The sequence below is a fragment of the Pseudoalteromonas sp. PSi26 genome (genome assembly GCF_054960575.1).
The window spans coordinates 36,929-63,601 of record NZ_JBHNYT010000002.1 but is presented as its reverse complement, the minus strand read 5'-3'; the positions used below and the strand labels follow the sequence as shown (position 1 = coordinate 63,601).

The window sequence follows — 26,673 nt, the reverse complement described above, 5'->3', positions numbered from 1 at the left end:
ATTTCAGCTAAATATTTTATGCTTACGTGCCTGAGTATCCTCATTAAATTAGCTAATTTTTGGGTGATGTAGAGGCTATTATTTTGACTCTGAGCTAACCGTTTTTTCTTTATTTTCATTAGGTATTAATGCTGAAATATTTTCTTGTGAAATAATAAGTAACTTATCTTGTTTATTATCATAAACAAATAAATTCCCCATTGTTGAGGCTACTATTTGAACATTTTGAAGTTGAGTTACTTTACTCTGAGCAATTGGATAATTTAATGATAAGTGATAACTCATTGTTCTTTCATTTACTATGTCTTTACTGTGTGAATACGCCAACATAGTAGGGTATGTAGATATTATAAGTGCTAAAAATAACATTACTGAGTAACTAGGTTTTAATAAATAGAACGGGTAACCAAAGCCATAATAAAGATTTTTTAACACGGTTGTTTTACTAGGATCTGGCATGTGTCCTGAGCGCCAATTTAAATAAATAGCTGTTATAACGATGAGCGTAGTATAAATAGTAATAAGTAAAGGATTTGAAATCAGTGCCAGTAAAAAGTCACTTATTTCAATAAAGTTGAATACATCAACCGAAAAGTTATTAAGTAAAACGTAAAGATACACAACACCTGATAAACTACCTAATAAGTAAAGAATAGTAAGAAACACACCAAAATTGTTGTGAATGTAATTTTTAACTGCTTTGAGGTCATTGTTTAACTGGTTGTAATACTTACTGGCGGCTTCAATTACCATAATAAATCCTTTTAAAAGAATTGAGTTTAACAAAATTATACGTAAGTGAAATAGCTTTGTTAAACTAGTGCTCTTAACGTTAACTCTTTACCGGCGCCTATTTGATGGCATTGGGCCAATAACAGCTCAGCAGTGGCTTGTGCATCGGTAAGCGCATGATGGCAATGATAGCTTGGTAAATCGTAGCGGTTACGGCATTCATTTAAGGTTAAATCATCTAATTTTATATCGCTTGTGTGTTGCAGTAAGCGCTTTTTTTCTATTTGTAGGGTATCGATGATCAGCTTAGGCCGCTGGGTGACCCCTGCATTTTTTAGTGCTAACTTTAAAAAGCCCCAGTCAAGCATGGCATTATGAAATACTAAAATGCAGTCACTAAAGTGAGCGCTTAAAGACATTAAAATACTCTGTAGGCTTTGCCCTTGTGCCACCGAGTCAGTACTAATACCATGAAAAACCGGGCTTTGTTCAAGGCTTTTTACGTCTTTATTAATAAAATGCTGCGACTCACTCATTTTTATACATTGGTTATCAATTACAACCCATGCAACCGACACTATTTCGTGCTGTTTTGAGTCAAGCCCAGTAAGCTCTAAATCAATCACCAAATAGCGCTGCGAGAATGCATTTTTTGCTAGTAATTGACGGCGCTTTATATACCGCGTAAGTAACATTTTTACCATGAGAGCCTCACAAACTGCCCCGTGCAAATTTAAACGCGGCGCCTTGCTGCGCTTGTTTTACTAAATAAAACGCTTCTTTTAACTGATGGCACTCTAGTGAATTTAATTTATTAGGGTTAATACAGTTACTTGGTAACCCCTCTTCATTAATTTGTGTGCTTAAGCGCAGCTGAGTTAAAAAACGCCAACAATCTTTTAAGTTGTAAATATCGTCTTTGTTGATGAGGTTATACTTTAATAAAGCTTCTAGGCGCTCTTGGGTGTTAGCCCGTTTAATTCCCGCTTTTAATGCGTATAAGCGCACTATGTCGTTAATGATCACCACACCGCGTTTTTTCAAATCTATGTATTTGTGGTTGTTGTCATCTTTTTGCGTTTTAAACTTGTTAAATAACCCTATGGGTACGCTGTTATTATTTATGTCGGTAGCCATGGCTGCATAAAATAAATCGTTTCGCGATATGCGCACTAATTGTTCACAAAATGCGGTATATAACGAATTTGAACCTTCTATAAAACGTAAATCAAAAAATATTTTACAGTTAAGCATGGCTTCGGGGGTTGGGCTTTTTATCCATTTAAAGAAGCGTTCCGACCAATCGTTCACGCTCATGCGGCATAAGTCACTACTTGCCATTATGTTACCAGGGCATCGCCTAATGCCGCATTCAACGAGTTGTTCGCAAACAAACTCTCCCATTTGTTTAAAATAAGCATGCTGCTCTTGAGTTAAATCGTTGGGGAGCAGTAGGCCGTTATCTTGATCTGAATGCAATGTTTGCTCTTCGCGCGCTTGTGAGCCAAAGCATATAAAACTAAAACTGGTTGGGGCTGCGCCGTGATCTTCTTGAAATAGTCTGATCAAGCGCGATGTTAATGCATCGGTTAACCCGCTTAGTAATTTACCAATAAGTGAAATATCGTCAATATTATGAGAGAAGCTCTTTAGTAAATCGGGTACTTCTTTGGCGTAACGTTTTAAGTCGGTCACGTTGTGCGCTTTATAAATGCGGCCAATGAGCTGCACAGGATCACTTTTTTGTTGGCGCAGTAAATCAGTACTGGTGAGCATACCTACCGGGTTATGGCTTTCATCAAGTACTGGCAAGTGGTGGATATTATATTTGAGCATTAAATGCAACGCAGAAAACACGCGGTTATTTTCAAATATAAATTTAGGGTTTGTGGTCATTATGCTGCTAACCGCTTCTTGCGGGTCTACTTCGTCGGCAAGCACTCTATTGCGCAGATCACGGTCTGTGACCACGCCAACTAAATGGGCATGTTGAATAACCATAATTGACGACACACCGTGCTCTTTCATTTTTTTAGCGCTTTGTCGAATGCTGGCATCGGGTGAAAGCGTTATGGCTGTGCGGGTCATGAGTTCAGATATTCTGCGCTCTGACCAACTGTCGTTTTTACTTTTATAATGTGATGAGAGTAAACGGTTTGCGTGAGCTCTTACGAAATATTGCTCAAACGGTTTGTACTCTCGGCGTAAAAAATCAAAGTGTTCTTGATTGAGCATATATACTATGCCTTCTTTTTGAACCGCCAATTTATTTTGAATTGCTTCACCGGTTAAAAGCGAAGGAAAACCAAAATAATCACCTTGCGCTAAACGCGTTACTACATCACCTTTAGCATCAACTAAATCGTAAAGACCCGAGCGAATTAAAAAAAGCTTTGGGTGTTCGCTCTGTAGCCACTGCGCCTGGTTTTCCCGCGTTAAATAAATAACATCAATATGGTTTACAAAGTAGTCGCAAGCACTGTTATCAAGCATGCTGAACGGCGCTTGAAGGTAAACATATTGGGCCACTTCTTGTTGTTCTACACTCATTGTTACACTCACTAAAAAGTATACACAGCACCAATGTACTCATTATTTATACAAATAAAAAGCCCGACTAAGGTCGGGCTTTTGGTACTTTACATATGAGTTGGCTTAATGCGCGTGCGCTTCTGCCGACCCTTTAGGATTACGAATACCTTCTACCATTTCTTGTATTTCAACAGGTGTTGGTTTAGTAAATTTAAGTACTGCGGCAGCAACAACAAAGTTAATAACCATACCAACTAAGCCTATACCTTCAGGCGAAATACCTAAGAACCAGTTCTCAGGGCTGTTAAGCTCTGGGCTCACAAATTTAAAGAAGATGATATACGCTGCTGTAAAGCCAATACCGGTGATCATGCCTGCAATAGCGCCTTCTCTGTTCATTGTTTTAGAGAATATACCCATAATAATTGCAGGGAAGAAACTCGCCGCTGCTAAACCAAAGGCAAAGGCCACCACCGACGCCACAAAGCCTGGCGGGTTGATTCCAAAGTATGCAGATATAACAATGGCAATCATCGCGGCTAATCGAGCAGCTAGTAGCTCTTGTTTATCACTAATATCGGGTTTCAGAGTACGTTTGAGTAAATCGTGCGAAACAGAAGTCGAAATAACCAGTAGTAAACCCGCTGTTGTCGACAGTGCTGCAGCAATCCCCCCTGCGGCTACAAGTGCAACAACCCATGCAGGTAAATTAGCTATCTCAGGATTAGCCAATACCATAATATCGCGGTCTACTTTTACTTCATTTGCGCTATTTGGATCTTCTATTTTACCTGCTGTGTAGAACATTTTGCCGTCACCATTTTTATCATTAAAAGTGATTAGGCCTGTACGTTCCCAGTTTTTGATCCACGCTGGTGCTTCTGCGTAAGCTGTGCCGCTGCCGTCTTTACCATTGATTGTATCGATCATATTTACACGTGCAAACGAAGCAACTGCCGGTGCTGTAGTATAAACAATAGCGATAAATACTAACGTCCATGCTGCTGAAATACGCGTATCTTTCACGCGTGGTACAGTGAAAAAGCGAACAATAACATGTGGTAAACCTGCAGTACCGACCATTAATGCACCTGTAATAGCAAATACATCAATCATGCTTTTAGAGCCTTCGGTGTATTGTGCAAAGCCCAACTCTGCGCTTAACCCATCAAGCTTATCAAGCACATACATACCCGAACCGTCACTCAATGTGGCACCAAACCCTGTTTGTGGGAAAAAGTGACCCGTCATCATCATTGAGATAAAAATAGCCGGAACTAAGTATGCAAATACAAGTACACAATACTGCGCTACTTGCGTGTAGGTAATGCCCTTCATGCCGCCAAGAACCGCATAGAAAAATACAATCACCATACCAATGTAAACACCGGTTTCAATTTCTACTTCTAAAAAGCGAGAAAACACAACACCTACGCCGCGCATTTGCCCTGCAATGTAAGTAAAACAAATGAATATGGCACATAAAATTGCGACTAAACGTGCTGTGCGCGAGTAGTAACGGTCACCAATAAAGTCAGGCACCGTGAATTTGCCGAATTTACGTAAGTAAGGCGCTAAACACATAGCGAGCAATACATAGCCGCCTGTCCACCCCATTAAGTAAACGCCGCCATCATACCCTGCGAACGAAATAATGCCTGCCATAGAAATAAATGACGCGGCGCTCATCCAGTCGGCTGCGGTTGCCATACCATTAGCAAGTGGAGGCACACCGCCGCCCGCTACGTAAAATTCGTTAGTTGAACCTGCACGGGCCCAAATTGCAATGCCGATATAAAGCGCAAAGCTTAAACCGACGATTATAAATGTGAGTGTTTGAACATCCATTGCTTAGCTCCTATTCGTCTACGCCGTATTTTTTATCTAACGTATTCATTTTGAAAACGTACACAAAAATCAAAGCAACAAAGGTGTAAATCGCGCCTTGCTGGGAGAACCAGAAGCCAAGTTTAAACCCAAAAAAACGTACTTCATTAAGTACATCAACCAGTAATATGCCAAAGCCAAATGAGACCACAAACCACACTGCTAGTAGTTTAAACAGTAGTGAAATGTTTTCAGCCCAATAAGCTTTTGCTTGTTCTTCGTCTTTAAAAGCCATTTTTATTTTCCCCTTTAAGCACCGCAGTATCGCGATGGGTGGTTTTTTATCTTCGCTAATCAATTTAGCAACGCAGCTCGCATATTGAATTGAGACCATAGTCGTAACAGCTAGTTAACGTTTACGTAAACTGTATTTAACCTGCTTGATGGAAGCTGTTCTTTTTATTTAATATCAGCATGTTACGTTCATAGCACCTGCTATGTTTGTTGCCTAGTTACCGAGCAACTCACAAATGCGACATTAGTCTAATACGCGGCCGACTTTATTTTTTATTGTTATTATTCAGTAAGATAAATTTAAGTTTTATTAAACAATATCAAATCAGCCCTCACACTTAAGCTCAGTTCTGGTATTGTGTAGTTGCCTCTTGGGTTGAGGGGCATTTAAAAATAATAAGGTTAATAACAACATGACAGCCGTTCTGATAATTGTTGCGTTAGGGTATATAGGGGTACTGTTTTGGCTCGCTAACTGGGGTGATAAAACCACGCCTTTAGCGAAGCGTATTAGTCATCACCCTTTTGTGTATTCGTTTGCAATTGGTATTTACTGTACCTCTTGGACCTATTACGGCTCTGTAGGTACTGCGGCCACCAGCAGTTGGAGCTACTTACCTATTTTACTAGGACCGGCCTTATTGTTTTTTTTCGGGCAAGGATTTTTGCGTAAACTAGTTTTGGTGAGTAAAAAACAAAACATTACCACCATTGCTGACTTCATTTCAGCGCGGTATGGCAAACGCCAAACCACCGCTATTATGGTTACTCTTATTGCGCTGCTAGCGACTATTCCTTACATTGCGTTACAACTAAAAGCGCTAAGCACTAGCTTTTTGCTATTGCAAAACAGCAATAAAATATCAGGTGATATGCTGGCACTTTCTGCCACACTCATCATGGCATTATTTGCAATATTTTTTGGCACCCGCAAAGTCGATGTCACCGAATATCGCTCTGGGTTAATGCTAGCTGTTGCATTCGAATCTTTAATCAAACTTTTTGCATTAATGGCTGTGGCAGGCCTCGCTATTTATACGTTGTTTAATCTACCCGAGGCTACATCGTCCCAGTTGACTGAATCTGCTTGGTCGCACTGGAGCAACTTTAACTTTTTTAGTTTTAACTTTATTGGCCAATCGCTCATGGCAGCGGCGGCTATTATTTGTTTACCCCGCCAGTTTCATGTAACCGTGGTCGACAACCAAAATAAGCGCCATTTAAACACCGCTCGCTGGGCGTTCCCATTATATTTATTACTAACCGCAGCAATGATTTTACCTATAGCCACTGCCGCTATTCACCCAAGCATTGGTATTGGCTATTCGCCAGATAGCTTTGTACTGGCACTACCATTAATTAACGACAATGCCTTTTTAACGACCTTAGTATTTATTGGTGGCTTATCGGCTGCAACGGCCATGATTGTGGTTGCAACACTGACTCTAAGTACCATGATCTCAAACGATGTAGTGCTGCCATTAATACTGCGTCGTAAGTTTAAACGTAACCTAATTACCACCAGCTATAAGGCACAAATTTTATTAGTAAGGCGCTTTACCATTGCAGGTATTTTAATATTGGCTTATTTTTATCAACAGTGGTTTGGCCATAGCAGCGCACTGGCTAGTATGGGCTTAGTTGCCTTTTCGTTAGTGACTCAGTTATTGCCCTCTATTGTTGGTGGCTTATATTGGCGAAAAGGTCATGCCTATGGCGTTTATGCTGGTCTTTTAGCTGGTATAACCTGCTGGGTGCTGTTTTTAATGTTACCCATTTTAGATGCAGGTAATACCTTAAATAGCGAGTTACAACAAACACTCATCACTCGTGGAACACTCATCGCACTCTTTGCAAATATAGGTTGTTATATTAGTTTTTCTTTAGGAGCCGAAGAGCGCCTTATTGATAAAATTCAGGCCGCTGCGTTTGTAAATCCAAAAGATCAGGCTATTTTGTCTCGCCGTTTAAATAAAGATGTTAAAGCCACGGTTTACGACTTTAAAATATTGCTGCAAACCTTTTTAGGCATACAACGCAGCCAACAAGTACTGGCTCATTACGCACTTGCGCACCATTTAAACGACAATAACGCTCACCCAGAGCCCGAATTTATAGCTTATTGCGAACGCGCATTAACTGGTGTTTTAGGTGCGTCATCTGCACAAGCCCTTATTCATACGGTGTCATCGGGCAAACGCATGGCATTTGAAGAAGTGGTTAACTTTTTTGATGAAACCACGCAAGCCCTACAATTTAACCAAAACCTATTATTTACCTCTTTAGAAAACTTAAGCCATGGTATTTCGGTTGTTGATAAAAACTTAAAGCTAGTGGCATGGAACAAGCGCTACAGTGCCATGTTTAACTACCCTGAAGGTTTTTTAGAAGTTGGCCAACCCATAGAGGATATTATTAGATACAACGCTAAACGCGGTGAATGTGGGCCAGGAGAAATAGAACGCCAAATAGAAAAACGTGTGCAGCATTTAAAAAATGGTAGCTCTCATCACTTTATACGCCACCGTCGTAATGGCCAAGTGTTTGAGATGATTGGTAATCCACTGCCTGATGGCGGCTTTGTAACGAGCTTTTCTGATATCACAACTCACATAAGCACCCAAAATGCGCTTGAAGAAGTGAACATGGATCTAGAAAACCGTATTGAGGCGCGAACCCAAGAAGTACAAACCATAAATAAAGACTTACAAGCGCAAATAGACAGCCGAGTACAAACGGAGAAAGCACTTACTTTAGCAAAACGAGAGGCCGAACAAGCAAACGACAGTAAAACGCGCTTTTTAGCACTCGCTAGCCACGATATTTTACAACCGCTTAACGCTGCACGTTTATACCTTGCTGCCATTGACGAAAAACAGCTTGATGCCACTAATGCTAATAACTTTAACAAGCTTGGTGACAGCCTAGATTCAACAGTTCACTTAATGTCAGCCCTACTTGAAATAGCTAAACTAGAGCAAGGCGCAATGACCCCCACACCGCGCCACTTTTACATTGAAGATATTTTAGCGCCGCTAAAAAGTGAGTACGCTATTTTATCAAGTGATAAGGGGCTAAAGCTCACAGTGCGTTCTGGAGGCCAAGTTGTGCATAGCGATATCACCTACCTGCGCCGAATTATTCAAAATTTAGTGTCTAATGCTGTTAAATATACTGATAAAGGACGCGTGTTAGTGGCATGTAGAAACCGAAAACATAGCCTTCGCATTGAAGTATGGGACACAGGTCCTGGTATTAGCGACGTTGAACAAGCCAAAATATTTAACGATTTTTATCGCGTCGAGTCTGGCGACAACAAAGGCGTAGGGCTGGGCCTTGGCGTGGTGAAGCGTATGGCAGATTTATTAAGTTTAGAGCTTGATGTGCACTCAGAACTAGGTAAAGGCAGCCGCTTTAGTATTGACGTACCCTATGGTGACGCCCAGTTTGTTCAGCAAAAAAGCGCAGCAAGTAACCTAATAGAAAACCGCACGGCAATAAACATTATTGCCGTAGATGACGATCCAGAAAACCTCGCAGCTATGGCAAGCTTACTTAAAAAGTGGCAAGCAAATTATACCCTGTTTGATAATGTCGAAAACGTCATGTCGCATGCTAAAGCGCATAGCGCACCAGATGTTATATTAATGGATTACCAGTTAGGCAATGAGTGCGATGGCATCACTTTAATTAAAACACTCAGAGAAATATGGCAAAGCGACATTCCGGCTATTTTAATTACCGCAGTACGCGACACCGAGCTAAAACAAGAAACAAAAGCAGCTAATATTCACTACTTAAGTAAGCCTATTAAGCCGGGTAAATTAAAAGCCCTGCTTAATCACAGCACTTAATTTATTACTTAGTTACTGGTAAATAAAAAGCCCAGAACGTTTACTGGGCTTTGCTTAATAAAGTATCTATATATTTTATATTGTTTTTGAGCGGTTTCTAAGCTTTTGAAATAACCAACTTAGCCCAACTAACGAAAGTCCTAAACCAATAAACGACAGGGCTTTTAACAGCCCCGTTAAATTAGCCATATCAATTAAAAACACTTTTACAATAACAGCCGCAAGTAATCCTAAGCCTATTTTTTGAATAAGTAACTGGTTTTTAAGGTGTCCGAATATAACCGTACCAGCGCCCAGTATTAGCCAAATAACAGAGTAGCTATACAACTCTTCGTTACTGGCCCCTTTAGATAGATAAATATAAGCCCCTTGCCAGTATTGACGAATAAAACTGTTAATGGCAATTAAGCCAAGTAAACCTGCAACACCAAGTACAGACGGCGCTATTTTAGCGTTTATAGGTTTAATAAGTGAGTATAACCAAGTCGTTAAGCCGGCTGGTACTAACCAAAGTAAAAACAGCCAGTTAAGTACTGGGAGCTCACCAATATAAATAGGGGTTAATAACGGGTTATCGTCGAGTAGTGTCTTAAGTGACATAAAGCCAGCGCCTCCTGCTAATACACACCCTGCAATTTGATACAGTTTTGCTAAGCTCCCTGCAATACGTGCACGATGCAAATAAACGCAGCCCAGCGCAAGCCAATTACAGGTAAGCAAAACTTGCTCATAAAAACTAAGCGCGTCAAATTGTGGGGAGTGCCCCACTAACTGGTAACTGGTTTCGGTTGTAATGAACAGCGCAAAGCAATGAAGCGCGGCCCCTTCTAACCACACTTTTAATTGCGATGTTTTATAGCATTTAGCTGTGGCAAAAAATAATGCGGTACACAGCGGATATACAATAATACTCCAGTGCAAGCCAAATAATGTAAGAGCGTCGTAACTTGGTGTCCAAGGCGCAAGCGTTAAACGCAGTAATAACGCAGCCACTAACGCCTTAATTGGCCAATGCGGCATAGGCACATTATAACGCTTTATGAGCACACTAATTAACAGTACTTGAATAGCTAATGCAATGGTTAAACCGCTGTCGCTTAATAGCATGGTGATAGCTAAAGTAATATTAGCATTTGCCCCTACCCAATAAGTAAAGCGCTGAAATAGCGTTGTATTATGCTGCGCACACTTAATTAAAATAGCCGCTACAACAAATAATACAAAAGCCCAAAAAGGGTAAGCAGTACTTAATGCGCTATTTGGAATGAGTACATACAAGGTACTTATCATTACAAAAACGCTAAATGCCGCACTAATATGAAAGGCTAATCGTTTTACCTGTTTTTTACCAAAATAAAGTCCGTACGCCATAAAGCCAAAACCAAGCAATAACCCTAAGCCGTATTCGCTTTTAAATATAAATAATCCATCATCAAAAAAAGCGGATAAAGAACTTGTTTGCTCTGCGCTTATAACCATTAGCGTAGCAATAACAAGAGATAGCCCTTGCCATAAATCCCAGCGACTATTTTTAAGTGCTAAAAATAATAACAATCCAATACTTAATACACCGATAGTTTGCCATTCTAAATTGTAATAGCTTATACACATGGTAAAAATTAGCGGAACTATAAAGGCAAGGAGTAAAAGGTGATCGGGGAATACTTTTATAAGGCGCTTTAAAGAGTGCGGACGATGTTCAATACTTTTTAATTTAAAACCCAAACGCGGCAAAGCAATCAGGCCAACAATACTCAGTAATGCAAAGGTTGCAAGTAACCAAGGTGTATTACTTTTTAGCTGCATTATTATAAAACCAACTAAATACCAACCAATATGCCCTGCCCACATTAAATACCAAAGCCAAGCTCGCTGCACTTTGTGTGCAACCAAGGATGCCGATAAACTAACAAAGCCAACATACATAAATAATGCAAATACGTTGCTACTGCCGGTATTAACCCAAATAGGCACGCTGTAAGCACCAATAATTCCTAACACCGCTAGCAATGGCCCAAGTGTTATTGCCATTATGCTCGCACTTATGGCAATAATAGCTAGCACTATAAAAGCGGTTGTAGGGCTAAGCATTTGATAGCTACTATAAGCTAAAAGCGTTAATGCAAAACAGGTTATAAACCCGCCACTGGCAAGTGCTGCAGGTATGTAGTTATTAAAGCCTTCAAAAATAATACGTTTATAATGTAAATAGGTTGCAGCTATGATCAAACCTACCCCAAATAAACCACCTAAGCTGAGCCTCATTACGGGTGATAAAAGCCCTGCTTCTAAGCTGTATTTAGCTAAAAATATGCCGCCAAAAGCAAGCGCTACTGCGCCAATCCAGGTCAGCCAATTTTGTTCAAACCCGGTGCGTAGTTTTTCAAACACGGAGGCCATAAATGAAGGGGTAGCGGGATTCGCTTTTGTTGATTTAACGTTAGGCGTTACAACCGTATTTACTGGCTCATTTTGCGCTGAATTACTTTTTGGTACTGAGGTGGGCTCTACTTTATAAGCAGTAGATTGTGCATTTAAAGGCGCAACGTGTTTTGAGGATGAAAAAGTTTTTGTATCAGAATGATCCGCACTTGGGCTTGCCTGCAGTTTGACTACTTTAGCCCTTAAAATCGCGATTTCTTGCTTTAGGCCGTTTACTTGTATTAATGCAATTAATCCACACAAAGCACCGGTTGCAATAATCAGCATGACTATCACTATTAACCCAATAAAATCATCCATGGCACACTCTTATTATTTATTATGTCATGAGTGTACCTAATTATTACTAAGCCGTTAAATTTTGTTCAATAAAAAGCCTAAATACACTCTGTATTTAGGCTTTTAACTCTCATTTTATTATTCAACACTGTCTGTAATTGTGCGCTCTAAAGACATTTTATAACCTGATGCCGTGGTTTCATCATGCTCTAAAATTAGTATGTAATTTCCCTCTTGGGTAAAGTCCATATCGCTTTGTTGAATGAGTACAATTTGCTGGCCGTTATCCTCAAAAACAGCGTACACTGTATAAATTTCGTTATCGACTACTTGCTCTTCTTGATCGTAGCGGTCTATGCCATCAACTACATTACTAGTGTCGTCGACCGTTTCTCCATCAAGAGTAAAGTACACATCAATGTCGGTCACCGACTGTCCTGCGTAACTCTCAATAAGGTTAACAACCGATACGGTATGGCTATAACTGCTTGGGGTTAAATGTTCTTCTACACTCATCATTCGTAGGCCATTGTCGATATCGTTATAAAAAATGCCAACCGCGCTTTGTTCACGTTCAAGTGTCATTAAAAAGTTATCGGCTAGTTTGTTACCTTGCTCATCAAACATCGCCACGCTGTAACTGTTTGGCGAAAGCTCTATGTAATCTGTATACGCATCGCTTGATACCGTATTTGTTGGGGTTTCTGTAGTACCACGCGTTACACTGAAGCTAACTGGTGAATAGTCATCAAGGGTATTAATAAAACGTAATTGCCCTAATGCCGATTGGTGTTTAAGTTCAGTGACATAGTTATTGTCGGTTACTACATCAAGCGTAATGCCGCTTAGCTCTGTGGCATAACTTGGGCGAATAATCGCTACGTAGCTTGCCTCATCATACAAATAAACCGATGACGACTCGTAAACTACATCACTACTGCCCGCGGGGGTAATAAAAATAGTGTAATATCCTTCTTCTAGACTTTGTAAGTCTAATTCACTTAAGTACTGCGCAGATGCAAACAATGTCGCGCTTTCAAATACGCCATCGTCTGTTGCCAGATAAATATCGTAGCTGGTGTCCTCACCCGTGATGTTAAAAAAGCCAAGGTTAAACTCGCCGGTGTCACTACTAATAGGCACACTTAATTCAGTAAAAGTGGGTTCTGCAAAATCGCCACTCATAACAACTAATTGCGTTTTATCACCTTTAATTGAAATTTCTTGGTCGCTAATAGTAATGTAGCTATCGTTAGCGTCTAAATATTCAAAGCTAACATCAAATGTGCCAGTACTGTAATTATGGCGGGTGGTGACTTCTGCAAAGTCGGCGCCTGAGCGCTCTGTTTCTTCAACAAACAAGCGCGTATAAGGGCTGTTGTATGAGCCATTATACATTTGAATATAACCTGTAGAGCTTGCGCTATCATCAGAGCCACAGCCAGATAAGACACCAAGTAAAGTAAGAGGTAAAGCAACTTTTAAAAGAGGGTTGGTCATCAAGGGGATTCCTTATTATTAATATCCCCTCTACGACCTTTACATTTTAATTTAATTTCATGCTTTACAAAGTATTACCTACGCTGACATTTACTTACGAAAACGTAAAAAAGTGTAGCAAATGTGCAAACAATAAGGACCTGCTACTTAAGGCTTTGTTGCGATTACGAATCGGTTGCGACCACTATTTTTAGCTTTGTATAAAGCTTGGTCTGCGCGTTTCATTACGCTGTCAAATGATTCGTTTTTAAAACGTTTAGCTACCCCTATACTGGCACTAGTATAAAGCTCGTCGGTAACCTCAATAGTGCGAGCACTCGCTAACACCGACTCAGCAAACGCCTGCATTTGTTCTAAAGTGCAATTTGGTAGGTAGCCTGCAAACTCCTCACCACCAATACGCGCAAAAATATTGCCATCTTCAAACAGAGCGTCTATTTTACTAGCAAAAGCTTTAAGCACCTTGTCGCCCTTACCGTGGCCGAAGGTATCGTTAATAGATTTAAAATGATCAATATCGATAATGATTACTGCATACGATTCGTCTGTTTCGTTTTCAACGTATTCGTAAAAACATCGGCGATTGTAAACTTGGGTAAGATCGTCAACTATAAATTCTTGGGCTAGTCTATTGTGCATTTTTTGCATAAATAACATAGTTTTAAATAAGCCATAAGCAGTAATAACAACCCCTACAGAAATACATAAGTCTTTTATGTACAACGTGACCCATTGTGGTTGAACAACAAGCTCGTCAAGCACATCGGCGGTCATTCCAACTATCCAAAGCATTAATCCAATGGTGACATACTGGTATGCTTTTTTAGCTAATTTAGAACACTGCACAACCCAAAAAACCGTCATTATGACAATAAGATTTATGAACTCACTAGCAAAACCAGACATGCTTTTTTTAGCGCCTACCAGTGGGAAATAGGTGAAGTTGTAAATAGTGAATACCACTATAAACACTAGCAGCGCAAACATAAGTAATTTGTTCAACCGCGTTATACGAGTAAAGCGGGTCAACTTAAGGCTGACAGTTTCAACATTCATCATATAAATAGATTACACGTGAGCTAATAAATCATCTTCAAGAATTATAACACACCTTACAAATTTAGCCTTAAAGTAAGGTACTAATACCCCACCCCAGTAAAACTAAAATAGTTAAACTAATCATGGCTTTAACTTTATGTTTACTAATTATACGTTCAGCTTGATTTCCTGCGTAATACACAACAATAGCAAGCCCGAAGTAACGAATTGAACGAGCAATTGCGCTGGCTAATAAAAATAACCCAAGAGAGTACTTGGTAGCGCCCGCAGCGAGCATCGCTATTTGAAATGGGATGGGTACTATCCCTAAAGTAATAACAAACCAAAAACCTTGGTCATGCATTTTTTGTTTAACATTTTCGAACTGTTCTGGGCTTGAAAAAGCGCTGATCACCCAATCGCCAACAGCATCAAATAAATAATAACCAAGGGCATAGCCAAATAATGCCCCCACAACACAACCCAGCGTTGCCATTAGTGCAATCAGCCACAGCTTTTCTCGCTGTGCCTGCATAAGTGGCACCATTACAGCCTCAAGTGGAATGGGAACAATAGTCGACTCTAAAAACGACGCAATCGTAATGCCGCTGAGCATATGCTTTGATTCTATAAAATTACGTGTTTTTTGCTTTAGCTTTTTTTGTAAAGCCATAAGTCGCTCCTGCCCATTGCTCTGTATTTCCGTACTTATATTGACACAGCTAAGTTAATACAACCTGAAACACGCTTTAAAAAGCAATAAACAATCACTTAGTAATAGCATTAACAAAATAGCAATATTTATAAGAATATTTTATTATGTGCCAATGCACTTAAATACCTACCAAAGCAGTTAAAAATTTATGCAAAATGCGCGTTTTATACCCTTTCGTAAGCAAGATATTATTGAAATGTGTAGCAATGAACTTGACAGTAATACACAAAAAACCTCGTTTAAACAGTTTTGTGACCTACTTGCTAGCCTTATTCATTATGATTATCACGAAACGCTTGAGTCGCTAAAAAATAACTATGCGCCCTTTGATCCTAATAGCGATACACGCTCTTTAGCGCCGGTATCAAGTGATCAAAAAGCGCAGTGCCAACGCGAATTTGCCAAAGACTTTGCTAAGGTTTTAAATGCCGCTAATTTTGAAGTCATTACCAACGAAGATTTACAAGATGCTTTAAATGAGGAGTCATTATTTAAAGTACGTCTTGAGGTAGAGTTTGACGACTTTGAAGAAGTTGTTTTTTATCGCCGTGGCGAATCACAACTTACTGAAACAATAACCAGCTTTTGGGGCCTACGTAAAAAGCCGCTGCACTTTACCAATTACGACCGCGTTGCGGTGTTTATTCGTTTTAAAGATAAAGCCTACTTTGAGGCTAAAAATAAAACGCCTTTAGGGTTTGAGCCAAGCTCGACCATAGTTAAGCTATTTCAAAATGTACCCAAAGCCGATCTTGAAATGCTATTTCCTAATAGCGAAGTACGCATGCGCCCTATAGATAAAGTGATTATTGGCTCGTCTGCTTTAGTGGGTGGTGCTGTAGTATTAATTACAAAGCTAGGCGCATCAATTTTATTATTGTTTGCTTTGATTGCTTTTTGGGGCGGCTTTTCAGATAAAGCCGTAGAAATGACCCAGCAACATTTTATTACCTTTGCTATTGGCATGGGAGTATTTGGTAGCTTTATTTTTAAAGAATGGAGTAAATTTAAAAACCGTAAAATTAAATTTATGAAAGCGCTAAGCGATAATCTTTACTTTAAAAACCTTGATAATAACGCCGGTGTTTTCCATACCCTTATTGACGCCGCCGAAGAAGAGGACATAAAAGAAGCCCTGCTAGCCTATACATTTTTACTAAAATCAGAAAGTGGCCTAAGCGCACAAATGCTTGATGAGCAAATAGAGGCGTGGTTTAAATCAAAGTATAGATGCGAACTCGACTTTGAAATTAGCGATGCGCTTGAAAAGCTCACTCGAATGCGTTTAGTAACCTGCACTAACGATGTGTATAGCGCAATAAATTTAGATCATGCCAAAACCATTTTGGATGAGCGATGGGATAACCTGTTTCAATATAATTAAAATATTTAAAACGACTTTTTTCTAAAATCAGTAGGTGATACTCCCACAGATTTTTTAAACCGTTTTGAAAAATTAAATATATTAGGGTATCCCACATAAGCGGCAATATGGGCAACAGGCCAGCGAGTATTTAGTAACAAGTTTTTGGCCCGTTTAATTCGTAAATAAATCAGCTGCTGCATAGGACTTTTACCAAATTGCGCTTGGCATAGCCTATGTAAATGCGGTGCTGAGTAATGTACTTGTTCGCACATGGCGTCTATTGTCCAATCAAACTGCAGGCGCTCTTCTACTTCTAAAAACAAGCTGGTTAACCTGTTTTGTCCGTCTATTTGCGGCTCGCTTTGAAGCGTAGTATTTAAGTAATAGCTTAAAATAGGCATAACGCCTTCACGTAAAGTAGCGTTGCTTTCGCTGTATAAAAACTCCATTGCAAAGTGCAGCGGCTGTAATTTTTGATCATAAAGTACCAGCGCCTCAACTAAGTTTAAGTGTTTCCAACGATTAGTATTTGCAAGGTTTAGCCAAATAACATCCCAATGCGCAGCATCAATTTTAACTTCAAAGCCTTGCTTGGCGGGTAACACAATGAGCGTATTCGCTGTCAATGTATATTGGTTATGTTCTGTAACCAGCTTTCCTTGACCTGATAACGTATAAAACAGTGTGTGCTCCAAAGGCGATGAGCGCGCAACACAATATCGCCCAGATAAGTTAGAGCACCCTGCTAGCGTAAGTTCCAAATCTGAGGCTTGTGCTAAAGCCGCTACATCGATAAACCGCTCTATACAAGTAGGGCCAATATCAAGTACATCTTTAATGGTGTTGCGCATAATTTAAAATGATAGTTTTGGATAAATAAAAGAGAGCTTTAAGCATAACCGCAACACATTATTTTAGCTATATTTAAGCCACTTTAATTGCCACACATGCAATAGGACACTTATGAACTCACTACAGCACATAATTAACCGTCGCGATTGGGAAAACCCTATTTCGGTGCAAGTTAATCAAGTAAAAGCACACAGCCCACTTAATGGTTTTAAAAGCGTTGACCATGCCCGTAAAAACACACAATCACAAAAACAAAGTTTAAACGGCCAGTGGGATTTTAAATTATTTGATAAACCCGAAGCGGTTGATGAGTCACTGCTAAGCGAAACACTACGCACCGACTGGCAAAGTATTCCAGTGCCTTCTAACTGGCAACTACACGGCTTTGATAAACCTATTTACTGTAATGTTAAATACCCGTTTGCAGTTAACCCGCCTTTTGTACCAAGCGATAACCCTACAGGCTGTTACCGCACTGAATTTACGATTACGGCGGATCAATTAGCGCAACGTAACCATATTATTTTTGAAGGCGTAAACTCGGCGTTTCACCTTTGGTGTAACGGACAATGGGTGGGCTACTCGCAAGATAGCCGCTTACCAAGCGAATTTGATTTAAGCGAGCTGTTAGTGGCTGGCACCAACCGCATTGCGGTTATGGTTATCCGCTGGAGCGATGGTAGTTACCTAGAAGATCAAGACATGTGGTGGTTAAGCGGTATATTCCGCGATGTTAATTTACTTACTAAACCGCAACACCAAATACGCGATGTATTTATAACCCCAGATTTAGACGCCTGCTATCGCGATGCAACACTACATGTAAAAACGGCGATTAATGCGCCAAATAACTATCAAATAGCAGTGCAAGTTTTTGATAACGAGCAAGCACTGTGTGAGCCACACATACAAAGCACTAACAATAAGCGCGTTGATGAAAAAGGGGGCTGGAGCGATGTGGTATTTCAGACAATTGATATACAAAGCCCTAAAAAATGGACCGCAGAAACGCCAAACTTATACCGCTGCGTTGTAAGCTTACTAGATGAGCAAGGCAACACAGTAGATGCAGAAGCCTATAACATTGGCTTTAGAAAAGTAGAAATGCTTAACGGGCAGCTTTGCTTAAACGGCAAACCGCTGCTTATTCGCGGTGTTAATCGCCACGAGCATCACCCAGAAAACGGCCATACGGTAAGTACCACTGACATGATTGAAGATATTAAGCTGATGAAGCAAAATAACTTTAATGCAGTACGTACCGCTCACTACCCTAACCACCCGCGTTTTTACGAGCTGTGTGACGAGTTAGGTTTATACGTAGTAGACGAAGCCAATATAGAAACTCACGGCATGTTCCCAATGGGTAGGCTTGCAAGCGATCCACAGTGGGCTGGCGCATTTATGTCGCGTTATACACAAATGGTTGAGCGCGATAAAAACCATCCCTCTATTATTATTTGGTCATTGGGTAACGAATGCGGGCACGGTGCCAACCACGATGCTATGTACGGGTGGTCAAAAAGCTTTGATCCATCGCGCCCAGTGCAATACGAAGGTGGCGGCTCAAATACTACCGCTACCGACATTATTTGCCCAATGTACGCCCGTGTAGATAACGACTTGGAAGACGATGCTGTACCTAAATACTCTATTAAAAAGTGGCTAAGCCTACCGGGCGAAACGCGTCCACTCATTTTATGTGAATACGCCCATGCAATGGGTAACAGCCTAGGTAGCTTTGACGATTACTGGCAAGCATTTAGAGAATACCCGCGTTTGCAAGGTGGCTTTATTTGGGATTGGGTCGATCAAGGTTTATCTAAAACAGATGAAAACGGTAAGCATTATTGGGCTTACGGTGGCGACTTTGGTGATGAGCTAAACGACCGCCAATTTTGTATTAACGGCTTATTATTCCCAGACCGTACGCCGCACCCAAGCCTGTTTGAAGCTAAATACAGCCAGCAGCATTTACAATTTACACTGCGTGAGCAAACTCAAAACCAATACACCGTTGATGTATTTAGTGATTATGTATTTAGACCAACCGATAACGAAAAACTGGTTTGGCAGTTAATAGAAAATGGCCAATGTGTAGAGCAAGGCGAGCAAGTTATTAATATTGCTCCGCAAAGCACGCAAACGCTAACTATTAATACAAAAACGGTGTTTAAAGCCGGTGCGCAATATCACCTTAATTTAGATGTTGCACTGATTAACGACTCAAGCTTTGCAAGTGCCGAGCATGTATTAAATACCGAGCAATTTAAGCTTATAAATTGCCAAAGTTTAAGCGCTGATGCATTTTCACCTGCTTTAGCAAACGCCTCAACACAGGGCGCACTAAATATTAGCGAAACCGACACACAGCTCAGCATTGAAGGCGATACCTTTAAGCTTGTGTTTAATAGCCAATCAGGCCTTATTGAGCAATGGCTACACAATCAAACCCAAGTTATTAAAAGCCCATTGGTTGATAATTTTTACCGCGCCCCGCTTGATAACGACATAGGCGTAAGCGAAGTAGACAACCTAGACCCTAATGCATGGGAAGCACGCTGGTTAAGAGCGGGTATTGGGCAGTGGCAGCGTACATGTCGCTTGTTTGAAGTCGTGCAATCAAACAAAGATATACGTATTACCTGTGTGTTTAGTTATGAATATAATGGTGCAGTACAAGTAAAAACAACATGGCTTTATACACTTAATAATACAGGTGAAATTAGCTTAAATGTTGATGTACAACTAAACGATACTCTCCCGCCCATGCCACGCATAGGGTTAAGTACAACGCTTAATAAACAAAGCAATACACAAGTAAATTGGCTTGGTTTAGGCCCATTTGAAAACTACCCAGATCGCAAAGCGGCTGCGCGTTTAGGGTATTACAGCGCGCAACATAATGAGCTATATACACCGTATATATTTCCAACCGATAACGGCGTGCGTAGTGATTGCCAATTACTTAACATTAATAACTTAACCGTTACTGGTGCGTTTTTATTTGCCGCCAGTGAGTACTCACAAAGCACGTTAACGCAAGCAAAGCACACCAATGAGCTAGTAGCCGATGATTGCTTACATGTACATATTGACCATCAACATATGGGGGTTGGTGGCGATGACTCGTGGAGCCCAAGTACACATAAAGAATATTTACTAGAGCAAAAACAGTACAGTTATTCACTTACCTTTTCTGCTAAAGACTAAAGATTTTTAGTACAAAAAAAGCCGCTAACATAAAAGTTAGCGGCTTTTAGTTTTATATACTTATAAGTGCTTAAGCAACTGCTTGCTCTAAAATTTCACGGCTTTGTTTGAGTGTAATTGCCTGGTTTTCACCTAGTGCTAGCATACCGTGTGCTTCAAGCTTAGCAATAATATTGTCAATTGCTGCAGCTTTATCATCGCCATGCTCAGTTAGCTGTGTAGCTACATCTAAACTGTGGTAAAACGCCTCAATTGCTTGAATTGTTTGCTCTGCTAAATCATCAGATTGCGCTAAGCCAAATACGTTTTTACCCATTTGCTCTAGCTTCGCTTTCTTAACGTCAAACTGGTTACGTAGCAAAGAAGGCTGAACAATAGCAAGTGAACGTGCATGGTCAACACCGTAAGCGGCTGTAAGCTCGTGCCCAATCATGTGTGTTGCCCAATCTTGTGAAACGCCTGAACCAATTAAACCATTAAGTGCTTGGTTTGCAGCCCACATTAAGTTTGCACGCCATGCATCGTCTTGGTTTTCAAAGTTATCGCCCAGCGTTTTTAGCGTTCTTAAAAGTGCCTCTGCATAACCTTCTTGCACTAACGCATTTTGTGGGAAAGTTAAGTATTGTTCACAGGTATGCACCCACGCATCAACTAACCCGTTTACAAGTTGGCGCTGCGGTAATGTTTTCATTACATCTGGGTCCATAATCGCAAATTTAGGCAGTACTTCAGGTGATGCAAATGGTAGTTTTTGCTGTGTCGCTTCTTTACTAACAACTGAGTTCTGATTTGATTCAGAGCCCGTTGCAGGTAAGGTAAGTACAGCCCCCAGAGGTAAAGCTTTTGTGATTTTGTATTTACCCGTTAATATATCCCAGCCTTCACCGTCGTATAATGCAGCCGCTGCAACATATTTAACGCCATCAATTACAGAGCCGCCGCCTACACCTAATACAAAGTCGATATCTTGTTCTTTACAAATATTTACGGCTTGATCTAGTACCTCAACAGTTGGATTTGCACCAACGCCCGAAAACTCGACCCAATCAAAACCTTCAAGTGCGGCAACAACTTGGTCGTACACGCCATTCTTTTTGATAGAACCACCGCCGTAAACGACTAATACTTTTTGATCTTTTGCGATCAAATCAGTTAGTGATGCAATTTGCTGTTGGCCGAACTGAATAAGTGTTGGATTTACGTAGCTAAATTTCATTATTTTGCTCCTAGGTGACGGTTAAATACTAAGTAGAGTACTTAGTTACTCACTAAACTAAATTTCAATGAGTGCATATTAGTGGCAAAATAAACATTAAAAAAGCCTAATAAATGCCTAAAGCTTGCCTAATACTGCCAACATTGTTATTTTACGCAAAATTTGTACGACACAAGGTTTTTTAATGCCTACTATAGCCAGCATGTTGCAGCAATACGCCGAAAAAAATGATTTGCTCAACTTTGAAGGCGTTACGAAAACGATTATTCCCGGTGTTTATTTTCATCGTGCGAGTAAAAGCTCACCTCGTCAGCCACTCATTTATAACTCTGGTATTATTTTAGTTGGTCAAGGGCATAAAATTATTCATTTTCCTGATCATCAAATAAAATATGGCGCTGGTGACTACCTTGTTTTAGGTGTCCCCGTCCCCCTTGAGTGCGAAGCCTTTACTGATAATGGCTTACCTGTAATGGGCGTAGTGATTGATATAAACCCAGTAACATTGCATAAGTTAGTAAACCAAATAGGCGAGTATACGCCGTTTACTTCTGGGCAAATGAGCGGTGTGCAATCAGCAAAAATAGATGGAGCTATGGAGCAAGTAACTCATCGTTTATTAAGCGCACTTAATAACCCTTTAGAGGCCGAAATTTTTGGGCAAGACATAATAAAAGAGCTGGTATACCGTGTACTTTGTGGCCCTCAGGGTCATACCTTAATTGGCCTTGCTATGCACGATGGGCACTACGCCCGAATAGCACGAACGCTTTCTACTATGCATAAAAGCTATGCAGATCAAATTACGGTTGAAGGCTTGGCTGAAGAGGTAAATATGAGTGTGTCGTCGTTCCATCGTGCCTTTAAACAAGTGACCTTTGAATCGCCATTGCAATACTTAAAAAAGGTACGTTTAGCAAAAGCAAAAGAACTCATTACAAACAACGGTAGTAAAGCAAATGAGGCCGCATTAAAGGTAGGTTACACCAGCCCTTCGCAGTTTAGCCGCGAGTTTAAACGCCACTTTAATAAAACGCCAAGCGAGGTCGTACCTCAATTACAGAGCTAAACCTCAACAAAGCCACTATAAAAGTGGCTTTGAATACATAAAAACTAGTTAGACTTTTTGAATAAAACCTCAGGATTAACCATGGTTTTCATTTCGAGTACATTGCCATTAGTATCTTCGATAAAAAATGTTTCTTGCTCAAACTCATCTCCTACAAATCGGCGATAAGGCTTATCAAGGTATTCTAAACCAGCATCTTCTATACGTTTTTTCAAATTGTTAAATTCATCTTCGGATAAGTGAATGCCAAAATGAGGAACCGCAACCGCCCCCATATCTACATCATGGCGAACAGTCGGTAAGCGCTCAACGCTTTGGTGTAATGTAAGTTCGTTACCCCAAAAGTCGATGTCGACCCAACGCCCCTCTTCACTATTACCGGTTTTACAACCGAGTACGTCACAATAAAATGTTTTAGCTACTTCTAAGTCGCCGGCCGGAATTGCCAAATGCAAACAATTAGACATAAATTATCTTTGGTTATTTCTTAATCTTCAATAAGTTTTCTATATTATACATAAATTGTAATTTACATTACACAAAACACTTTTTTTGAGCATATTTAAACCTTCTGGTAGCTTTACTTGATCTTTTTAACTATTCACTCGCAATAGTAAGCACTGCTTTTAAACATTCCCGAGTTACTTTAAACTAAGCGCCCTATGCTTAAATTCTTCTTCGTAAAATTCATCGCTTTTTTTATTGGCTGCTTACTGTGCTTTGTATTGCACTCTGTATTTAATATACCTGCAGTTATTGCTGCATCCTCAGTAGGGCTTGCGGGCTCATTTATTCCTTTTTCTCAGTTATTTAAAAACCACCCAAGCGCTGCTATCTATGCAGGGAGTTTTGCAGGCATGTGCTCGTCGAGTTTAATTAGCAGCTACTGGGAACTGGGGTTTATTTCACTTATAGGCGCATGTTTGTATGTACTTACTTTAAATTTATTTCCCGGCTTTGGGGGAAAATTAGGAAGTATTGCGTTTGTAAGCGTTGCTGTATTTGCTCTAGCTAAAGGTTCTTTTTTATGACAATAGAATACCCTGCCATTGCTTTTTTCGGCGCTTTATTAACATTTTTACTTGCTAAACATAAGCCTTTTAGCGCTATTAGTGCCTCTTCGAGTTTATCTCTAATTGCTTACTGCATTTTTTATAGTTTTAATTTACAACCCGATCTATACAGTGCCATTTTTTTTGGTGGTACGTTTATTGGTATGAGTGCACCAAAGCGTTTTGGTGTGTATACAATAACCAGTGCAGCAATGATTTTTGCGATCCTATTTGAGTATTTAGTTCCTAAAATTAATAATTATGGTGGAGCACTGGGTATTAGTGCTTTTTTATCTGTATGTGCTTGTCATATATTTATTTTATTTGGGGCGCCACGTAGTAAAAAGCGATAAATCGTTTAATCCCTAACAAACTTCATAGCTATAAACGTTCATAAAACACTCAAATAAATCTGATCCATTGTAAAAAAACGCCCGTAACGTTACGAGATTGTTAATTACACCTCACACAGAAGGATCAGGTCATGAATAAATTACTGAAGGTATGCCTCATTACACTTCCCTTGTTATTAGCACAAGGGTGTAATAACGATGATGACGATAACCCCCCTGTACAAGTTGAACCAGAATCATCTTCAACCATTGTTGACGTAGCAAGAGACGCGGGTAACTTTACCACCTTAGTTGCAGCATTAGAGGCAACAGGTTTAGACGATACTCTTGCCGACACTAGCCAAGAATTTACTGTTTTCGCTCCTACCGATGATGCCTTTGCGCTACTTGGCGAAGACGCAATAAACGCCCTGCTTGCCGATACAGATACACTAAGTTCAATACTTACTTATCACGTAGTTTCAGGTAGCGTTAACGCTGAAGCAGCAATTGGTCTTGCTGGTACAACGGTTGACACTGTAAACGGCGGCAAAGTCGCTTTATCGTTAAATGGCGAGAGCTTGTTAATAAACACAAGCACAGTAACCATGACTGACATTGCAACTGACAACGGCATCATTCATGTAATTGATGCAGTACTTATGCCTATCGCCACTGCTGAGGCAGCGCCAACTACCAATATCGTCGAAACAGCACAACAAGCGGGTGGATTCACCACGTTACTTGCTGCATTAGACGCTGCGGGTTTAACAGCAGCATTAAGCGACGAATCAGCACAGTTCACTGTTTTTGCCCCCACCGACGCGGCCTTTGAAGCCGTTGGTAGCAAAATGATCAATACGCTTTTAGCAAACCCAGATGTACTTGGCGACATTTTAAAGCAACATGTTCTGACTGGCGCGGTTGATTCGGTAACTGCTATGTCATTAAATGGTCAATCTGCAGAAACGCTGCTAGGCAACTCTCTTCCAATTACAATTAATGCCGAAACAGACATGTTAATGTTTGGTGGTGCCAATATTGTGGTTAAAGACATTGCTACAACTAATGGGGTAATTCATGTAATCGATTCAGTTATTGTGGCTGATGTAACACTGCCTGAAAGCTTTGGTACAATTGCTGATGTTGCCAGCGATAATGGTAACTTTACAACACTGATTGCCGCACTAGGTGCTACAGGGTTAGACACTTTAGTTGCTGATCCTACCAATACATTTACAGTATTTGCTCCTACCGATGACGCTTTTGCAGCGCTTGGGCAAGACACTATTGATGCACTACTTGCAGACACTGATACACTTCGCGATATTTTACTTTACCATGTAGTTGCTGATGCAAGCGTTTTATCTGACGCAGCAGTCACTATTGCAAATAGCGAAAATAATAAAGTAGAAATGGCAAATGGCGATATGGCCGCCCTATCATATGTAGACAGCGCACTGTTTATTAACGACTCTGCGGTCACTGCGGCAAATGTAACAGCCGATAATGGTGTAATTCATGTACTCAATAAGGTCATTATGCCACCAGCCGAAGTAGGCACACCTACCAAAACAATTGCTACTGTTGCAACAGAAACAGACGCACTTTCAACATTAGTGACAGCCTTACAAGCTGCTGACTTAGTTGATACGTTTAATGATACGACTAAATCGTTCACCGTATTTGCTCCAACAAACGCTGCATTTAGTAAAATCCCAACGGATACCTTAAACGCGCTACTCGCTGATAAAGATGCATTAACCGGCGTATTAACGCAGCACGTTCTAGGTGCTCAAGTAGGCAGTACGGATGCATTTGCAGCTAATGGTAAAATGGTCACTACGCTTGCTGAAAACATGATAAGTGTAAACATTGTAGACTTTACTAACACCACAAACACTGAAACAGACAGTGTTGCATACGATACAGACAATGCGCGTTTAGTTACTGGCATGGCTGATAGTAATGCAGGTAAAACGGTCTACGTTTTTGACAATGACTTAGGCGAGTCAATGAGCGTATGTGAAGATACATGCGCAACAACGTGGCCACCAGTGCTGGGCACAGCGGATTCTATTGAAAACATACCGGGTTTATCACTTATTGCTCGTGCAGATAGCACTATGCAGGTTGCATACCTAGGTCGTCCGTTATACACCTACTCAGGCGATACTGCTCCTGGCGATGAAAACGGTCAAGGTGTACGCAATGTTTGGTGGCAGGTAAGCTTACCCGCAACTTCATTGCAAGTTGCTGGTAGTAACGTAACAACGACCGACATATACACTAGCAATGGCGTGGTTCACTTGATTGATACAGTCATTACTACCGCACAATAGTTTCTTTCCTTAGACAAC

19 protein-coding genes are annotated in these 26,673 nt (G+C 40.4%); 7 read left to right on the top strand and 12 right to left on the bottom strand.

What is annotated here, in order from left to right; genetic code table 11:
• Positions 1 to 78: 78 nt before the first annotated feature.
• The 5 genes from ACFI34_RS02295 to ACFI34_RS02275 all read right to left on the bottom strand — a co-directional run bounded on the left by ACFI34_RS02295 (position 79) and on the right by ACFI34_RS02275 (position 5,386).
• A complete protein-coding gene (locus ACFI34_RS02295) occupies positions 79 to 753 on the bottom strand; it encodes a hypothetical protein (RefSeq protein ID WP_462672253.1) in 675 nt (224 codons plus the stop codon).
• Between the two features lie 59 nt (positions 754 to 812).
• Positions 813 to 1,436 (bottom strand): 3'-5' exonuclease, encoded by a 624-nt coding sequence (locus ACFI34_RS02290; RefSeq protein WP_462672252.1) that lies wholly within the window; start codon positions 1,434 to 1,436, stop codon positions 813 to 815.
• A 7-nt stretch (positions 1,437 to 1,443) separates the two neighbouring features.
• The gene (locus tag ACFI34_RS02285) at positions 1,444 to 3,282 is read right to left on the bottom strand and encodes a DUF294 nucleotidyltransferase-like domain-containing protein (protein ID WP_462672251.1); all 1,839 of its coding nucleotides are present in this window, start codon (positions 3,280 to 3,282) and stop codon (positions 1,444 to 1,446) included.
• A 105-nt stretch (positions 3,283 to 3,387) separates the two neighbouring features.
• Positions 3,388 to 5,112: a sodium:solute symporter family protein gene (locus tag ACFI34_RS02280; protein ID WP_462672250.1), complete on the bottom strand. Its 1,725-nt coding sequence runs from the start codon at positions 5,110 to 5,112 to the stop codon at positions 3,388 to 3,390.
• Between the two features lie 10 nt (positions 5,113 to 5,122).
• Positions 5,123 to 5,386 carry a DUF4212 domain-containing protein gene (locus ACFI34_RS02275; protein ID WP_004586074.1) on the bottom strand — a complete coding sequence of 88 codons (264 nt, stop codon included), beginning with the start codon at positions 5,384 to 5,386 and terminating at the stop codon, positions 5,123 to 5,125.
• 412 nt (positions 5,387 to 5,798) lie between these two features.
• Here ACFI34_RS02275 and ACFI34_RS02270 point away from each other — a divergent pair, with 412 nt between their 5' ends.
• Positions 5,799 to 9,239 (top strand): PAS domain-containing hybrid sensor histidine kinase/response regulator, encoded by a 3,441-nt coding sequence (locus ACFI34_RS02270; protein WP_462672249.1) that lies wholly within the window; start codon positions 5,799 to 5,801, stop codon positions 9,237 to 9,239.
• A 75-nt stretch (positions 9,240 to 9,314) separates the two neighbouring features.
• Here ACFI34_RS02270 and ACFI34_RS02265 read toward each other — a convergent pair whose 3' ends face one another.
• The 4 genes from ACFI34_RS02265 to ACFI34_RS02250 all read right to left on the bottom strand — a co-directional run bounded on the left by ACFI34_RS02265 (position 9,315) and on the right by ACFI34_RS02250 (position 15,171).
• Positions 9,315 to 11,981: a DUF2339 domain-containing protein gene (locus tag ACFI34_RS02265; RefSeq protein ID WP_462672248.1), complete on the bottom strand. Its 2,667-nt coding sequence runs from the start codon at positions 11,979 to 11,981 to the stop codon at positions 9,315 to 9,317.
• Between the two features lie 117 nt (positions 11,982 to 12,098).
• Entirely contained in the window at positions 12,099 to 13,460 is a 1,362-nt protein-coding gene (locus ACFI34_RS02260; protein ID WP_462672247.1) for a hypothetical protein, read from the bottom strand.
• A gap of 147 nt (positions 13,461 to 13,607) precedes the next feature.
• Complete coding sequence (locus ACFI34_RS02255) at positions 13,608 to 14,516, bottom strand: GGDEF domain-containing protein (protein ID WP_039036450.1); 909 nt, start codon at positions 14,514 to 14,516, stop codon at positions 13,608 to 13,610.
• Between the two features lie 70 nt (positions 14,517 to 14,586).
• Complete coding sequence (locus ACFI34_RS02250; protein ID WP_039036449.1) at positions 14,587 to 15,171, bottom strand: YqaA family protein; 585 nt, start codon at positions 15,169 to 15,171, stop codon at positions 14,587 to 14,589.
• A 190-nt stretch (positions 15,172 to 15,361) separates the two neighbouring features.
• On the opposite strand from ACFI34_RS02250, the gene ACFI34_RS02245 reads away from it, so the two are divergent.
• On the top strand, positions 15,362 to 16,597 hold the full coding sequence (locus tag ACFI34_RS02245; RefSeq protein WP_462672246.1) for a TMEM143 family protein: 1,236 nt from the start codon (positions 15,362 to 15,364) through the stop codon (positions 16,595 to 16,597).
• A 5-nt stretch (positions 16,598 to 16,602) separates the two neighbouring features.
• On the opposite strand, the gene ACFI34_RS02240 is transcribed toward ACFI34_RS02245, so the two are convergent.
• The gene (locus ACFI34_RS02240) at positions 16,603 to 17,430 is read right to left on the bottom strand and encodes a helix-turn-helix transcriptional regulator (protein WP_462672245.1); all 828 of its coding nucleotides are present in this window, start codon (positions 17,428 to 17,430) and stop codon (positions 16,603 to 16,605) included.
• A 112-nt stretch (positions 17,431 to 17,542) separates the two neighbouring features.
• Between ACFI34_RS02240 and ACFI34_RS02235 the strand changes: the two genes are divergently transcribed.
• Positions 17,543 to 20,644, top strand: a complete 3,102-nt coding sequence (locus ACFI34_RS02235; RefSeq protein WP_462672244.1) for a beta-galactosidase — start codon at positions 17,543 to 17,545, stop codon at positions 20,642 to 20,644.
• 70 nt (positions 20,645 to 20,714) lie between these two features.
• On the opposite strand, the gene ACFI34_RS02230 is transcribed toward ACFI34_RS02235, so the two are convergent.
• Positions 20,715 to 21,860, bottom strand: coding sequence for an iron-containing alcohol dehydrogenase (locus ACFI34_RS02230; RefSeq protein WP_462672243.1), 1,146 nt, complete (start codon positions 21,858 to 21,860; stop codon positions 20,715 to 20,717).
• Positions 21,861 to 22,044: 184 nt separating this feature from the next.
• Here ACFI34_RS02230 and ACFI34_RS02225 point away from each other — a divergent pair, with 184 nt between their 5' ends.
• Positions 22,045 to 22,929, top strand: a complete 885-nt coding sequence (locus ACFI34_RS02225; RefSeq protein WP_462672242.1) for an AraC family transcriptional regulator — start codon at positions 22,045 to 22,047, stop codon at positions 22,927 to 22,929.
• Positions 22,930 to 22,973: 44 nt separating this feature from the next.
• On the opposite strand, the gene ACFI34_RS02220 is transcribed toward ACFI34_RS02225, so the two are convergent.
• Entirely contained in the window at positions 22,974 to 23,396 is a 423-nt protein-coding gene (locus tag ACFI34_RS02220; protein WP_462672241.1) for a VOC family protein, read from the bottom strand.
• Between the two features lie 195 nt (positions 23,397 to 23,591).
• Between ACFI34_RS02220 and ACFI34_RS02215 the strand changes: the two genes are divergently transcribed.
• From ACFI34_RS02215 to ACFI34_RS02205, 3 genes are all read left to right on the top strand, one after another.
• The gene (locus ACFI34_RS02215; RefSeq protein WP_462672240.1) at positions 23,592 to 23,960 is read left to right on the top strand and encodes a hypothetical protein; all 369 of its coding nucleotides are present in this window, start codon (positions 23,592 to 23,594) and stop codon (positions 23,958 to 23,960) included.
• Positions 23,957 to 24,334 (top strand): hypothetical protein, encoded by a 378-nt coding sequence (locus tag ACFI34_RS02210; RefSeq protein WP_462672239.1) that lies wholly within the window; start codon positions 23,957 to 23,959, stop codon positions 24,332 to 24,334. Before ACFI34_RS02215 ends, ACFI34_RS02210 begins: the two co-directional genes overlap by 4 nt.
• A 131-nt stretch (positions 24,335 to 24,465) precedes the next feature.
• On the top strand, positions 24,466 to 26,655 hold the full coding sequence (locus ACFI34_RS02205) for a fasciclin domain-containing protein (RefSeq protein WP_462672238.1): 2,190 nt from the start codon (positions 24,466 to 24,468) through the stop codon (positions 26,653 to 26,655).
• Positions 26,656 to 26,673: the final 18 nt, after the last annotated feature.

Bases quoted from the DNA above. Each gene is read 5' to 3' on its own strand.
- ACFI34_RS02270 (WP_462672249.1), top strand. From the start codon at position 5,799: ATGACAGCCGTTCTGATAATTGTTGCGTTAGGGTATATAGGGGTACTG.
- ACFI34_RS02265 (WP_462672248.1), bottom strand. From the start codon at position 11,981: ATGGATGATTTTATTGGGTTAATAGTGATAGTCATGCTGATTATTGCA.
- ACFI34_RS02290 (WP_462672252.1), bottom strand. From the start codon at position 1,436: ATGGTAAAAATGTTACTTACGCGGTATATAAAGCGCCGTCAATTACTA.
- ACFI34_RS02230 (WP_462672243.1), bottom strand. From the start codon at position 21,860: ATGAAATTTAGCTACGTAAATCCAACACTTATTCAGTTCGGCCAACAG.
- ACFI34_RS02280 (WP_462672250.1), bottom strand. From the start codon at position 5,112: ATGGATGTTCAAACACTCACATTTATAATCGTCGGTTTAAGCTTTGCG.
- ACFI34_RS02205 (WP_462672238.1), top strand. From the start codon at position 24,466: ATGAATAAATTACTGAAGGTATGCCTCATTACACTTCCCTTGTTATTA.
- ACFI34_RS02250 (WP_039036449.1), bottom strand. From the start codon at position 15,171: ATGGCTTTACAAAAAAAGCTAAAGCAAAAAACACGTAATTTTATAGAA.
- ACFI34_RS02295 (WP_462672253.1), bottom strand. From the start codon at position 753: ATGGTAATTGAAGCCGCCAGTAAGTATTACAACCAGTTAAACAATGAC.
- ACFI34_RS02255 (WP_039036450.1), bottom strand. From the start codon at position 14,516: ATGAATGTTGAAACTGTCAGCCTTAAGTTGACCCGCTTTACTCGTATA.
- ACFI34_RS02260 (WP_462672247.1), bottom strand. From the start codon at position 13,460: ATGACCAACCCTCTTTTAAAAGTTGCTTTACCTCTTACTTTACTTGGT.
- ACFI34_RS02215 (WP_462672240.1), top strand. From the start codon at position 23,592: ATGCTTAAATTCTTCTTCGTAAAATTCATCGCTTTTTTTATTGGCTGC.
- ACFI34_RS02220 (WP_462672241.1), bottom strand. From the start codon at position 23,396: ATGTCTAATTGTTTGCATTTGGCAATTCCGGCCGGCGACTTAGAAGTA.
- ACFI34_RS02225 (WP_462672242.1), top strand. From the start codon at position 22,045: ATGCCTACTATAGCCAGCATGTTGCAGCAATACGCCGAAAAAAATGAT.
- ACFI34_RS02210 (WP_462672239.1), top strand. From the start codon at position 23,957: ATGACAATAGAATACCCTGCCATTGCTTTTTTCGGCGCTTTATTAACA.
- ACFI34_RS02240 (WP_462672245.1), bottom strand. From the start codon at position 17,430: ATGCGCAACACCATTAAAGATGTACTTGATATTGGCCCTACTTGTATA.
- ACFI34_RS02275 (WP_004586074.1), bottom strand. From the start codon at position 5,386: ATGGCTTTTAAAGACGAAGAACAAGCAAAAGCTTATTGGGCTGAAAAC.
- ACFI34_RS02235 (WP_462672244.1), top strand. From the start codon at position 17,543: ATGAACTCACTACAGCACATAATTAACCGTCGCGATTGGGAAAACCCT.
- ACFI34_RS02245 (WP_462672246.1), top strand. From the start codon at position 15,362: ATGCAAAATGCGCGTTTTATACCCTTTCGTAAGCAAGATATTATTGAA.
- ACFI34_RS02285 (WP_462672251.1), bottom strand. From the start codon at position 3,282: ATGAGTGTAGAACAACAAGAAGTGGCCCAATATGTTTACCTTCAAGCG.